The sequence below is a fragment of the Alteromonas sp. AMM-1 genome (genome assembly GCF_047290655.1).
Classification (GTDB): Bacteria; Pseudomonadota; Gammaproteobacteria; order Enterobacterales; family Alteromonadaceae; genus Alteromonas; species Alteromonas mangrovi.
The window spans coordinates 1-12137 of sequence record NZ_JBLBUE010000105.1 but is presented as its reverse complement, the minus strand read 5'-3'; the positions used below and the strand labels follow the sequence as shown (position 1 = coordinate 12137).

Annotated in this window: 14 protein-coding genes and 1 pseudogene; 4 read left to right on the top strand and 11 right to left on the bottom strand. The window is 46.4% G+C overall.

Annotated features, from left to right (window positions below; translation table 11 throughout):
* The 3 genes and pseudogenes from ACLR2L_RS14520 to ACLR2L_RS14510 all read left to right on the top strand — a co-directional run.
* Nucleotides 1-381, top strand: a pseudogene (locus tag ACLR2L_RS14520) (sodium/proton antiporter); the annotation flags it as partial.
* 14 nt (nt 382-395) lie between these two features.
* Nucleotides 396-920: a disulfide bond formation protein DsbB gene (gene dsbB, locus ACLR2L_RS14515; protein ID WP_413369015.1), complete on the top strand. Its 525-nt coding sequence runs from the start codon at nt 396-398 to the stop codon at nt 918-920.
* Complete coding sequence (locus ACLR2L_RS14510) at nt 917-1465, top strand: GNAT family N-acetyltransferase (protein ID WP_140956545.1); 549 nt, start codon at nt 917-919, stop codon at nt 1463-1465. Before dsbB ends, ACLR2L_RS14510 begins: the two co-directional genes overlap by 4 nt.
* 16 nt (nt 1466-1481) lie before the next feature.
* Here the strand turns inward: ACLR2L_RS14510 and ACLR2L_RS14505 are convergent, their stop codons facing one another.
* The 9 genes from ACLR2L_RS14505 to ACLR2L_RS14465 form a co-directional block, all read right to left on the bottom strand.
* Entirely contained in the window at nt 1482-1973 is a 492-nt protein-coding gene (locus ACLR2L_RS14505) for a YcgN family cysteine cluster protein (RefSeq protein WP_413369013.1), read from the bottom strand.
* 1 nt (nt 1974) lies between these two features.
* Entirely contained in the window at nt 1975-2640 is a 666-nt protein-coding gene (locus ACLR2L_RS14500; RefSeq protein WP_413369011.1) for a fumarylacetoacetate hydrolase family protein, read from the bottom strand.
* Complete coding sequence (locus tag ACLR2L_RS14495) at nt 2640-3629, bottom strand: lytic transglycosylase domain-containing protein (protein WP_413369009.1); 990 nt, start codon at nt 3627-3629, stop codon at nt 2640-2642. The genes ACLR2L_RS14500 and ACLR2L_RS14495 overlap by 1 nt, the downstream gene beginning before the upstream one ends.
* Before the next feature lie 10 nt (nt 3630-3639).
* Nucleotides 3640-3933, bottom strand: a complete 294-nt coding sequence (locus tag ACLR2L_RS14490; protein WP_413369007.1) for a YcgL domain-containing protein — start codon at nt 3931-3933, stop codon at nt 3640-3642.
* A gap of 7 nt (nt 3934-3940) precedes the next feature.
* A complete protein-coding gene (rnd, locus tag ACLR2L_RS14485; protein ID WP_140956540.1) occupies nt 3941-5092 on the bottom strand; it encodes a ribonuclease D in 1152 nt (383 codons plus the stop codon).
* A 49-nt stretch (nt 5093-5141) separates the two neighbouring features.
* Entirely contained in the window at nt 5142-6794 is a 1653-nt protein-coding gene (gene fadD / locus ACLR2L_RS14480; protein ID WP_140956539.1) for a long-chain-fatty-acid--CoA ligase FadD, read from the bottom strand.
* Between the two features lie 133 nt (nt 6795-6927).
* Nucleotides 6928-7773 carry an alpha/beta fold hydrolase gene (locus ACLR2L_RS14475; protein ID WP_413369004.1) on the bottom strand — a complete coding sequence of 282 codons (846 nt, stop codon included), beginning with the start codon at nt 7771-7773 and terminating at the stop codon, nt 6928-6930.
* 168 nt (nt 7774-7941) lie between these two features.
* Complete coding sequence (locus tag ACLR2L_RS14470) at nt 7942-8670, bottom strand: Slp family lipoprotein (protein WP_413369002.1); 729 nt, start codon at nt 8668-8670, stop codon at nt 7942-7944.
* 313 nt (nt 8671-8983) lie between these two features.
* Nucleotides 8984-9277 carry a hypothetical protein gene (locus tag ACLR2L_RS14465; protein WP_140956536.1) on the bottom strand — a complete coding sequence of 98 codons (294 nt, stop codon included), beginning with the start codon at nt 9275-9277 and terminating at the stop codon, nt 8984-8986.
* A 348-nt stretch (nt 9278-9625) separates the two neighbouring features.
* On the opposite strand from ACLR2L_RS14465, the gene ACLR2L_RS14460 reads away from it, so the two are divergent.
* Entirely contained in the window at nt 9626-10639 is a 1014-nt protein-coding gene (locus ACLR2L_RS14460) for a hypothetical protein (protein WP_413369000.1), read from the top strand.
* A 120-nt stretch (nt 10640-10759) separates the two neighbouring features.
* Here the strand turns inward: ACLR2L_RS14460 and tsaB are convergent, their stop codons facing one another.
* Both tsaB and ACLR2L_RS14450 read right to left on the bottom strand, forming a co-directional pair.
* Nucleotides 10760-11440 (bottom strand): tRNA (adenosine(37)-N6)-threonylcarbamoyltransferase complex dimerization subunit type 1 TsaB, encoded by a 681-nt coding sequence (tsaB, locus tag ACLR2L_RS14455; RefSeq protein WP_413368998.1) that lies wholly within the window; start codon nt 11438-11440, stop codon nt 10760-10762.
* A partial coding sequence (locus tag ACLR2L_RS14450) for an ATP-dependent DNA helicase (protein ID WP_413368994.1) occupies nt 11437-12137 on the bottom strand: 701 nt, incomplete at its 5' end. The genes tsaB and ACLR2L_RS14450, both read right to left, overlap by 4 nt.

Sequence of the window (12137 nt, the reverse complement as noted above, 5' to 3'; positions counted from 1 at the left end):
GTGTTATCCATGGTAAGTGATAACGTATTCGTAGGCTCCGTGTATATCACCGAAGTGACTACAGCCCTGCAGCAAGGTCAGATCACCCGCGATCAATTCGACCTGTTAGCAGTGGCCATTAATACCGGAACTAACCTGCCAAGCGTTGCGACACCTAACGGTCAGGCTGCATTTTTGTTCCTGTTGACCTCCGCTATTGCCCCGTTGTTGCGTTTATCCTATGGCCGAATGGTGGTAATGGCGCTGCCTTACACTATTGTGCTGACATTTGTAGGTCTTGGCGCAACCTATATCGGTCTGGCAGATACAACACAGTGGTTATACGACATGCACCTGATTGAACACCATTCTGCCTTACCATCAGCGAACAGTGGGCACTAGGAGCATAATGTAGGATGAAGTTTATCCATGGATTGAGCCAGTGGGCAGAGCAACGCTCTGCCTGGCTGGTGTTATTTTTAACGTCTTTTGGACTGGAATGCACAGCGCTGTATTTTCAACATGTCATGGGTCTTGCCCCCTGTATTATGTGTATTTATCAGCGAACTGCCATGTGGGGCATTGTACTGGCCGGATTGCTGGTAGTAGTGTTCAACAAAGCGGTTACCCGCTTCCTGGCACTTGGCCTTTGGGCATATAGCGCGGTTCAGGGCTATTTGATTGCTTCTGAGCACGTTGAAATTATCGAGGCTGATGATCCTTTCTTTGCCAGTTGCGAGATTTTCCCTAACTTCCCAAGCTGGGCACCGCTGCACGAATGGTTGCCTTCTGTATTTGCTGCGCCAGGTGATTGTTTGGAAAACAGCTGGCAGTTCTTGTCAATGGGTATGGCCCACTGGATGCAGATTATCTTTGCAGCCTATTTTGTGGTGTTTGCCTTGGTGCTTAGTGCGCGTTTAATCGACAAGAAAGCCTTTTGATAGACCTCAGTACCGTTCCTGTTCGCCTTGCCCCGATCCGTACCGATGCGGGGCAAATTCATTTGATCCGCGCAAACAGTAAGTACGCAGAATGCGTTGCGCAAGCTGGTAAGCTGGCATTTGATTCAGTTAAACCCTGGATGGGTAACAGCCTGGTACCTACTACGCCACGCACCGCTAAACTGCTATTGGATGCATTAGAGAAACAACGCGATATTGGCTACGGTGTTTGCTATTTGTTGATTTGGCAGCAGCAATGCCTGGGCATGGGTATTCTGAATTACATTCACCCTGTTCATCGCAATGCGAATTTGGGGTTATGGTTAATTCCGGAGGCCAGAGGAAAAGGGGTTGCGTTTACACTTTGTCAACGCCTGATTGATCTGGCGACCCACCCGTTAAAACTCAATCGGTTGGAATATCTGACACTCCCCGACAACATCGCCAGCATAAAACTGGCGAAGGCACTGGGTGCTCAACAGGAAGGATTGTGTCGGCGCCGCGTATTTGGCGAGGATGCTTTGTTATTCAGCATTCTGATATAGCGTTGCGTAGTCTGCGTTATTCGAGATCTTCCAGCGGCCAAATGGCAATGTAGTCTTCAAAGTTGTCTAAGTCAGCGTCGCTCTCAGGTACGGTTTTCCCCCTCACAGACATACCCGCCTTGTGCATGGCTGTCTTTTTACCGCGATTGAGCAAGGGATGCCAACTGGGTAATCCTCTACCCTCGTGCAAACGGCGATAGCTGCAACTGGGTGGCATAAAAAAGATTTCTTTGAGGTTTTCCCGGGTGAGCTTTACACAATCAGGCACGAACTCGGTGCGCCTGGCATATTGTGTACAACTGCAGGTTTTTGTATTCAGTAAATCGCAGGCTATATTGGTAAAGTGAATCACTTCGCCGGCCTGAATATGCGCAGTGGATTCTGCTTCGGTGACTGAATCATCGTCTATAAACTTGTGCAAACAACATTTAGCGCAACCATCGCAAATGGATTCCCACTCAGCCTGATTCATTTCATCCAGTGATTTGGATTCCCAAAAGCGTTCCATATCAGGCTCCTACCACCCGGGTTTCAATGTTAAACCAAGGCGACATACTCAGCGTTAGTGAGTCTTGCGGTTGTAGCGGCCCCACGCCTTTTGGTGTGCCAGTTAATACAATATCACCGGGCTCAAGCGTAAATACCTCAGAAATGGCTACCAGAAGCGATTGAATATCCCGCATCATCATACTGGTGTTGCCCTGTTGTTTTACTTCACCATTCACAGTGAGCGTAAAAGTGAGATCCTGTAAATCAGCAACCTCATTCGCTAGTGCAAAAGCACTTACCGGACACGCTTTGTCGAATGCTTTTGCCCGTTCCCACGGATGTCCATCAGACTTTAGCTTATCCTGAACATCGCGAAGCGTGAGATCAAGAGCAAGCCCTACGCCTGCAATCGCAGCCGTTGCCAGTGCAGGCGTTGCACGCGTAAGTGTTTGTCCAATCAGAACAGCGACTTCAAGTTCATTGTGACAAGCCCCCAGATGAGTTGGAATAACCACCGGTTCAGTAACCGAACACAACGACGTGGCTGGCTTTAAAAACAACAGTGGTTCGGCAGGCACATCATTGTTGAGTTCCTTAATATGATCAAGATAATTGCGCCCCACACAGACGACTTTGCCAGCAGGCAAGCCAAACGGTAATCCTTGCAAATTCAGGTGTTGATACATTAGTGACCCCGCTTAATTCGTTCTGACAAATAACTTACCGAAACCCCAAAATAGCTGCTGCGGTTCCACTTCATCAAGGTATGAAAATTATGGTATACCAAATATAACCGGCCCTTCTCTCCGTCGGGCATGATAAGCGATGCGTTAATGTCTACGTCTGGCAAATCTTTCCCATCGTAGCGTCGAACGCCTTGCGCCTGCCAGTACGACAGTGGTTTGAACTTTTCTTTTTCTAATCCCGCCAGCGCAAAATCAAAGTTATTGATTACTGACACCTGGCGTCCCCAGGTCCCCTCATTCTGCCAGCCTTCAGAAGACAGGAAATTGGCGATAGAGGCAAACACGTCTGCAGGCGTACTCCAGATATCTTTCTTACCGTCGCCGTCATAGTCTACTGCGTAGTGTAAAAATGACGTTGGCATAAACTGGCTTTGCCCCATAGCGCCAGCCCAGGAGCCGTTAAAATCTTTCAGAGCCACATGGCCTTCCTGCAGGATAGTCAGCGCGGCCATTAATTGCTTTTTAAACATATCCTCGCGACGGCCCTCAAACGCCAGCGACGCCAATGCCGACAATACAGGGTGACTACCCTGAATTTTCCCAAAATTAGACTCGTTACCCCACAGCGCCACAATAAATCTTGGCTGTACGCCGTATTGCTGTCCAATTTGGGTAAGCAGCACCTTATTCTCTTCCATTAACGTAATGGCTTGCTGTACCTTCCAGTCTGGCACCCGGGTGGTTAAATATTTATCCAGGGTAATTTTTGTTTCAGGCTGGTTATTGTCGGCTTTTACTACCGTCGGGCGATAGAATACGGTAGCAAATACGTTGTCAACAAACTGTTTGCCAAATCCTTGTGCAACAGCTTCCTGCTTTAGCGTTTCTTTATAGAGGTCGAATTCGGCGTCTTTACTGTCGGCCGCGTAACTACCCACTGACATCAGCAAAGTACACATCGCCGCTGTTAGATGTTTAATTATTTTCATGTGTTTATTTTCAGGCTTGTGAAGGTTTACTGTCTAACCCCAGGCTTTCCCGGTGCACTTCAAGCAGGTTTTCTTCTTTTGGTGGCATTTGTAAATAAAAGCCTTTGTCGTTTATGGCGTCAATTAATTTGCTCTTATCTACGCCGCCAAGCGCCTCTCGCTTTGATAATGGCAACATCATCACTAGCTGAGGTCTGCCAAACTGGCTCATCAGCGCCTCTGGCACTGCGGAGAAATCATCTTTTTTAGCCACATACAGGTACATGCCTGCTTTTTTTGCGGTTTTGTATACTGCTAATAACATGTCTTACCTATTTGTTTGAATGTAGAACTGCCTTTACGACAGGTTCAAAATACGCTGCACGCCAACCGGTTAATACATCAGGCTTTAATCCCTGCACCCGGCATTCGTCAATGTCAAACCAATGCCATTTTAGCAGTTGGTTGAGTTGCTTTTTAGAGGCAATGACTTCTTCACTCACGCCATGTTCTACTGCTATTTCGGCTGTAGCGTGTTTAAATCTTGCCAGCGTTTGTTTGTATTGTGGAAAATCAATCAGTCTTAAAATACGTGGAATATGATCTTCCGGCGCTGTATTGTCGAATTCGTCTAATCCATTCTGAATTACATCCAGCAAAATTTCTGGTCTTAAACGGCGCTCCTGTGGCGTTAAGCAGTGTATGCGCGACAATGCATTTTTAGACTGTGGCATACGCAAAGCCAATTCGAATAAGTGCGCTTCCTTGAATACAAAATTCAGTGCCATGTCTTTTTGCTGGGCGCGGGTTAAACGCCATGCTGCCAGATGCTTTAACACAGTTAACTGCTGCGATGATAATTTCCAGGCATTGTTGATTTGCAGATAGGCGAATTGGGCTGGTATGTTTGCTTTCTTTTTATCTGCCAACGCGGCAGATTCCGAAAACACCCAATCCAGTTTCCCTCTGGCTACCACCATGTCATAGAGTTGCTCAAATGCAGGGAGCAAGTAAAGTACATCGTCAGCTGCGTAGCGGCATTGGCTGTCAGACAGCGGTCTGGCCAGCCAGTCGGTGCGCGATTCGCCTTTTTCCAATGTAATTTCCAGCAGCATCTCAATCATGCGCCCGTACCCCATGGTTGTTCCCAGCCCCAGTAGTCCTGCTGCAAACTGGGTATCAAAAATAGGCGTAGGTACCAAAGAGAAGCTTGCTAAAAAAGCTTCTAAATCTTCCGAACAGGAATGCAATACCTTAATAACATGAGGATTAACCAACAAATTGGTTAGCGAGCTCAGGTCGTCTATGGCCAGAGGATCGATTAGCGCCAATTGATGTCCATCGAACAATTGCACCAGACCCAATGCAGGAGCCAGTGTGCGCGTGCGTACAAATTCGGTATCAATAGCAATGGCGCGATGACGCGCTGCCCTGGCACACACTAAATCAAGGGTTTCCTGATCCTGTATAAAGATATAATCCATAAATAATAAAGCCGGCGTTGCGCCGGCTTTATTCAGGTTGGGGTGCTGCTTATTTTCTAAGCTCCCGACGCAGAATTTTACCGACGTTAGTTTTAGGTAATTCTTCTTTGAATTCTACGTGTTTAGGCACCTTGTAGCCAGTAAGATGTGTACGACAATGTGCAATCACTGCTTCGGCTGTGAGTGAATTATCTTTACGAACGATAAAAAGTTTCACCACTTCACCGCTGACCTCATGTGGCACACCTACTGCGGCGGCCTCCAGAACAGCTTCGTGCATAGCAGCAACTTCTTCGATTTCGTTAGGGAACACATTAAAACCGGAAACCAAAATCATGTCTTTCTTGCGATCTACAATGTAGAAGTAACCATCTTCATCGGCCCGGGCGATATCACCTGTAGCTAACCAACCGTTGTGAATAATTTCATCGGTTGCTTCAGGCCGCTTGTAATACCCTTTCATTACCTGCGGTCCTTTTACCCACATTTCGCCCGACTCTCCGGGGGCCACTTCGTTGCCATTCTCATCTACCAGCATGATATCGGTAGACGGTACCGGCATACCTATTGACCCTTTGTACGCTTCTAATTGTGGAGGGTTAACGGTAACCACCGGCGCGCATTCGGTTAATCCGTAGCCTTCCAGTAGCACGGTGCCTGTAACCTTTTGCCAGCGTTCTGCAACCGGGCGCTGTACAGCCATACCACCGCCCAAACCAAACTTGAAGTTGGTGAAGTCGAGGTCACTGAATCCAGGGGTATTAAGTAACCCATTAAACAGCGTATTTACGCCGGGTAAAATTACAAACGGATATTTGCTAAGTTCTTTCACAAAACCAGGCATATCCCGTGGATTAGTGATCAACAGGTTCGGACAGCCAAATTTCAAAAACAGTAAGCAATTCGCGGTAAGCGCGAAGATGTGATAGAGCGGCAACGCTGTTACAACCAGGTCTTTACCGGGTGTAATCACCGTGGCCAGAATGCCAGACACCTGCTCTAAGTTGGCAATCATGTTGCGGTGCGTAAGCATAGCCCCTTTAGACACACCCGTTGTACCACCGGTGTATTGCAAAAATGCCAGGCTTTCGTTGCTGATCTCAACTTTCTGGTACCCTAAATGCCTGCCCGCATGCAGTGCACCCATGAAGGGTCTTGCAGTCGGCAGGTTGTAATCGGGCACCATTTTTTTAACCCGCTTCACTACAAAATTCACAACCCAGCGTTTAGGTGCCGGTAACATGTCACCCAGAGAGGTAATTAGTACATCTTTGATGCCCGTTTCGGCAACGACCTTTTCCAGGGTGTGAGCGAAGTTATCTACAATAACAATGCCTTTGGCGCCGCTGTCGTTAAGCTGGTGTTTCAACTCACGCGCGGTGTATAGGGGATTCACGTTCACTACCGTCATACCAGCACGTAAAATACCAAACATCGCCACCGGATATTGCAGTAAATTAGGCATCATTATGGCGACAGCATCACCCTGCTCAAACCCGTTGTGCTGCAAATAAGCCGCAAAATGCTTAGAGTGCATATCGAGCTCGGCAAAGCTCATTTCCTGCCCCATATTGATATAGGCGGTCTTATCGCCATACTGGGCAACCGATTCGTCAAGAATATCAACGATTGAAGCGTAACGATCCGGGTCGATTTCCGGGGTTACTCTTGGGTCGTAATGCTTAAGCCAGTTTTTTTCCACCAACCTCTCCTGTCAACTCTACTTTGACGATGATTGTTCACACAAGTCCACGCATCAGCCTCGGCATACGCTCAAAACTGGTCCGATTTGTTTTAATAGTATCGGATGTTCGCGAAAAGATAAATGACGTTGTTTACATTTCCTCAACAAAGCTGCGAATTGCAGTGCTAACTGCTGAAGGATTAATCATATGAAAATGATGTCCTCCTGAGAATAGTTCAATCTGACTGTTTTTCCACCATATTTTCCGTTTTGGATAAATTGTTTCGAGGTGCTTAAAACTGTCGGTAGCGCCGCCAAACCAGACCGGGCAACGAATTGCTTCCATCAAATTCTGTGCCTGTGATTCAGTAAGCCGAAGCGTAGATTTTGTGCGCAATCTGGGGTCACTTCCCCACACAAATTCGCCTTCATCGTTGCACTTAATATTACGCATTATAATCGCACGTGCATGTTCAGCATTAATGTCGCTAATTTTGCAACGTGCCGCCACAGCGGCGTCGATATCAACCGGCCGTGAGCCTGAGCTGCTGCTTTGCTTCGGCAGTCGGCTTAATACTGACTCCCGAACCTGAGATGCACTAGTATCCGCTTCCATGGTTAGAGGGCCACAGGCATCAATAGACACCACTTTTACTACGCGTTCAGGGAATACGCCTGCGTAGATGGTAGCTAAAATGCCGCCCAATGAGTGACCAATTAGAATGATATCCTGCCAGTTATTGGCTTCTATCAACTCATGGATATCCTGAATAAAATCAAGTTGATGGTAATTCGCTCCTAGCGGGCGGTGGTAGCTTTTACCATGACCCGGCAGATCGATAGCAATAAATTGATAATTATCGAAATACGGGAATAGACACGCCAGACTTTCTGCATTATCCAAAAATCCATGCAGCCCCAGCATTACTGGCCCCTTCCCGTTATTAGTTAACCCATGAAGTTCACCTTGAGACAAAGCGAATTGCCATGCTTGCATAACAAATGATCCTGATTATGTTGCTCTGTTCCGAGTGTAACAAACATCACACTAGGGAGGGTACTGATGTGTTGATGTGGTGCAATAAGTAAAACAGGCGGCAAATAATTGCCGCCTGTTTATTTATAACCGGTATAGATTGGCCTGCGAAGCGGCATACTCTTTCCGTTATTGTTGCTTGGCTGGTCGAACAACATTGCCAGGCTCGCGAGGCTGAACCCGCAAGGTAGCAGACGGTTCGCCATTATTGCCACGGTAGGTGCGCGGTGCGGGCTTACTCTTTCCACCGTCATCCTGCCCATTTCTTGCGGGGTGATAACGGCTCTGAGTGTAGTGATATAAACTGAACCCGCTTCTGTATCCTGGATGGTAAAGGCCCCAAGGCCCCCAGTAGCGCGGGTAAAAAGGAGAATACCAGCCACCATAAAAATCAAAGAATACCGAATTGGTATTGTATAACTGCTGGTCGCGCCACAAATGATAGTCTTCTACCAATATGGCAGGGAACATATAAGGCTGCTCGCCTACCATGCCAGCCAGTGGTTGCGAAACCGTACCAACAAAAGTGGCCAACCGGCCTTCTGCAAACATAATAGGATCAACAAAATTGTTTATTACCGCCTTGAATCGTCCGGGTGTTTGCTCGGTTGTGATGGGCTTTGCGTAATGATTCAGCGGAAAGTACACCATTTCGATGGTGGTTTTGTTGTCTTTATTTTCCACACTGGTAATGATGCCGCCCCAACGCGCCTGTTGGCCAATTACGCCATCGCCAGCGACAACGGCTTTGGAATAACCTACCAGCGCTTTGTCGTCAGCGACTTTAATTGGATCAGGAACGATGGCACAGCCCGAGAGACTTAAAACGGCTGCAATGATCAGTGCACGATAAAACATAAAACACCCCTTGTATTTGAAACGAATGATAAGGGAAATACCTGATAAATCCATGACGTCTGGCATGTATAAAAGTTAAATCAGCGCTGACACTGTGCTCAATGTGTCCACAGCAAATCAGTACAACACTGTTAGCCTTCGTTACCCTTCCCTGTTAAAACCCAAACGGGTCCATTCTCGATCACTTTGGCGTGTACGGCTTCGTCAAAGCTGAAATGTCACACGCTTTGTTAATATTATCTGAAAGTTGCCTGAATGGAAGCTGAACTCACCGTTTGGTTTTAATGTGAAATTTTTGTTAAATCAGGAGACATTAAGCGTAAATATCTACGCCCATTATTTGACGAACAGAATCGCGTTTAGTTTCACGCTCAAAACTCAGATACTCCCGCACAGCCTGCTCTGCCTGTGGAGCGGGTTTATCATAACCCGCCTTGGTACGAAATGCGTCGGCTTTGGCATAAGAAACTTCATCGCCGCTAATCACTACCGCGCGTTTATTTTGCTCTGTGACTTGTTCTGTTTCAGGTACAACGTGCTTTACCGGCTTGGGCCGGTTGTCGCTGCGATCAATGACAGGTATATTGGAAGTCTGACGAATATCCATTTAACAGAGTATGCCGATGTTCCGAATGTGCTTGAAACTAAAAAGTGCCAGCAAAACTCTGACACTTTCCCTTACGTCCGGATTGCTCTGCAATTTTTAAGCCTATCTTTAAGAAACGTGGCTCTTTGAGTCGCGTGAAGTATTTAATGGACGGCAAGCTGGATAAACACAAGGAAATTTGAATAGCGTATGTAGAAAGTAAAAACCTGTCATACCCAGCACCAGTAAGAAGTTTGACATCCCTAATCACGCAATTTAGATAACTGTCTGATTTTATTTACCTGAACTCTTACATCGTTATAGATTAATTGGTAAACCTGTATATTCAATGGAGTGAAAGTTGGCAAAATGAAGTTGTACATATCTATCTTCTTTACGTTTTTTCTTAGCGGTTGTTCGACTTTTATTGCTAATAAAATCGTATCTTCCAATACACCTGAAGTGTCAGGCAATATTGCTAAACATATTGTGTTAGTTGATTTATGTGATAACGACTCACATTGCATTAAAGGCCAAAAACTCAATAACTCAGAAGTTCACAACATGACATTGTCGTTTAACTTCGAAATAAATGAAAACCGCAAAAAGTGGCTTTTCACACTAAGAAATGCCGACTTGGCAAATTCCAATTCTGATAATAGAAATCTTATTTTTATATTCTTGGGATACAGTCAGCCAAGCGAAATCATTTATATGCATCAACAGTGGCTACAAAACATTAGTGGCGCAGAAGTGATCGTAATTCAAAGTGCGGATAAATCTGAGTCGTTTCAATTCGGCTTAGATTATGTTTCGCCAGTTGTTTCATACATTGAGAAAAATAAGCCAAACCAAGTTCACCTAATAGGCTTTTCGATGGGCGCTGTTGCAGCCCAAGCTGTTTCAGAGAAAGTTGACAACGCCCACCTGCATTTGGTTGCGCCAATGACTAACTTTGAACACTCGACAATCGCTATTTGGGATATACTGCACAAAGAAAAATTTTATTCCAAATTCATATCACAAGTAGATGTGGAAGAGGCCGTTCAAAAAGTATACGAAAATTCAAATGCAGATGCTCAAGACATAGACATAATACGCAGACTCAAATCGACCACAGTACCGACATACATTTACGCTTCTATTGATGACAGGGTAACACCAGCATCCGATTGGAAAGATATACATTTAAAACATGTACAATTAAACACATACAACGGCTTAAACCACCTTGAAATGATGGCGTTAATCCATAAGCCTTTAATAAAAGACGTTGTTTCTAATCTTTTACAAACAGATATTATTGAAACAGATACAGAGACATTAGGGGTACTTTGCGATACCGCAGATAATGCATGTTTGTCGGAAATTGCAGGTCGCTAGTTTATTTTTACCTCCCGATACACTGCCCGAATTAATCCTGTAAGTTCAGCCTATATCATTAGTTAGTTGTTGTGAGTATTACGTTTCAACAACAAGGCTAAAAGCGCCCTAAATTCGTAGCTATTCTCTGCCAGGTAGCTTTTTCCAGGTCACAGTATCGCGTAAATACACGGGTGACACAGACTCCGCAGACGTAAACTCGTTGCGAAGAAAAGCCTGCTCTGCCAAAGGAAGCATGTGCCTGGCGTAAGGATATGACACGCTAACATTAATATTGCCTGCTGCAGCTGCCAGTTCAGGATAAGCCTGCCAACCTGTGCCGGCAAAACCTGTATCCGAGGCTGTTGTTAGTGTTGCAGCCTGCACAGGAGAAAGCACCTGCTCATCGCCATCCGCTACGGCCAGACCTTGTTTATTTTGAAAACGCGCAAAATACACTTCCCCCATACGCGCATCGATAGCCACTGCCACATTCTCCACAGCCTGGCTTGCTATTACCTGTTGTGCCATGGCTTGCAGTGTACTAACCCCCACAACCGGTAATCCAGACCCTAATGCCAGCCCCTGAATGATACCTGTAGCAATACGCACGCCGGTAAAGCTGCCGGGGCCTCGGCCAAAACCCAACACCTGAAGTTCGTTTAACGTAGCCCCTGCCTCATTCATGACCTCTTCTATCATGATCAGAATTTTCTGACTGTGTTGTTGCGGGCAAACTTCGTAACGAGTATAGATTCTATTGTTGAATTGTAATGCCACCGAACAGGCTTCGGTGGCCGTATCTATTGCTAAGATATTCATGACTTGGTCTTCTTTACGTCACTCTGACGTTGTTGAGTATTCACTAAAAAGGATTCTACTTCGCTGAGATCCCGCGTGCGCTTCATCGGCGGTAAGCTGCCTAAAAAGGTCTGTGCGTAGGGCTTGGTCACCAAACGGTTATCACAAATTACCAGCACGCCAACGTCCTCTGGGTCCCTGATCAATCTTCCCGCACCTTGCTTAAGCGTGATCACCGCTTGCGGTATTTGTATACTGCCGAATGGATTTCCGCCATTTTTTTTGCAGTCTTCCAGCCGCGCTTGCAACAAGGGATCGTCTGGTGCGGCAAAAGGCAATTTGTCGATGAGCACGCAGACTAAATCATCGCCACGTACATCGACACCTTCCCAGAATGCGCCCGTTCCCAGCAATACCGCTTCGGGATCAGCTAAATACTGAGTTAGCAATGCCTGCTTAGATGTACTGCCTTGCACCAGAATAGGATTCGTTATTTTTTCCTGCAACGCCGCGGCCACATCCTGCATAGCAGCATGACTGGTAAACAATAAAAAGCAGCGCCCGTTACTGGCTTTCACCAACCGCATACTCACGTCCACCAGCGCTTGTCGCATGGCAGGCTGATGAGGTTCGGGCAAATACCTGGGTACACACAATAGCGCCTGCTTAGCGTAATCAAACGGACTGTCCAGCATCAGCGTTTTAGCACTTTCCAGGC

Coding starts and splice junctions, on each gene's coding strand:
- ACLR2L_RS14490 (WP_413369007.1), bottom strand. CDS start 3,933: ATGTTATTAGCAGTATACAAAACCGCAAAAAAAGCAGGCATGTACCTG.
- ACLR2L_RS14500 (WP_413369011.1), bottom strand. CDS start 2,640: ATGTATCAACACCTGAATTTGCAAGGATTACCGTTTGGCTTGCCTGCT.
- ACLR2L_RS14460 (WP_413369000.1), top strand. CDS start 9,626: ATGAAGTTGTACATATCTATCTTCTTTACGTTTTTTCTTAGCGGTTGT.
- dsbB (WP_413369015.1), top strand. CDS start 396: ATGAAGTTTATCCATGGATTGAGCCAGTGGGCAGAGCAACGCTCTGCC.
- ACLR2L_RS14465 (WP_140956536.1), bottom strand. CDS start 9,277: ATGGATATTCGTCAGACTTCCAATATACCTGTCATTGATCGCAGCGAC.
- ACLR2L_RS14475 (WP_413369004.1), bottom strand. CDS start 7,773: ATGCAAGCATGGCAATTCGCTTTGTCTCAAGGTGAACTTCATGGGTTA.
- rnd (WP_140956540.1), bottom strand. CDS start 5,092: ATGGATTATATCTTTATACAGGATCAGGAAACCCTTGATTTAGTGTGT.
- ACLR2L_RS14470 (WP_413369002.1), bottom strand. CDS start 8,670: ATGTTTTATCGTGCACTGATCATTGCAGCCGTTTTAAGTCTCTCGGGC.
- tsaB (WP_413368998.1), bottom strand. CDS start 11,440: ATGAATATCTTAGCAATAGATACGGCCACCGAAGCCTGTTCGGTGGCA.
- ACLR2L_RS14495 (WP_413369009.1), bottom strand. CDS start 3,629: ATGAAAATAATTAAACATCTAACAGCGGCGATGTGTACTTTGCTGATG.
- ACLR2L_RS14505 (WP_413369013.1), bottom strand. CDS start 1,973: ATGGAACGCTTTTGGGAATCCAAATCACTGGATGAAATGAATCAGGCT.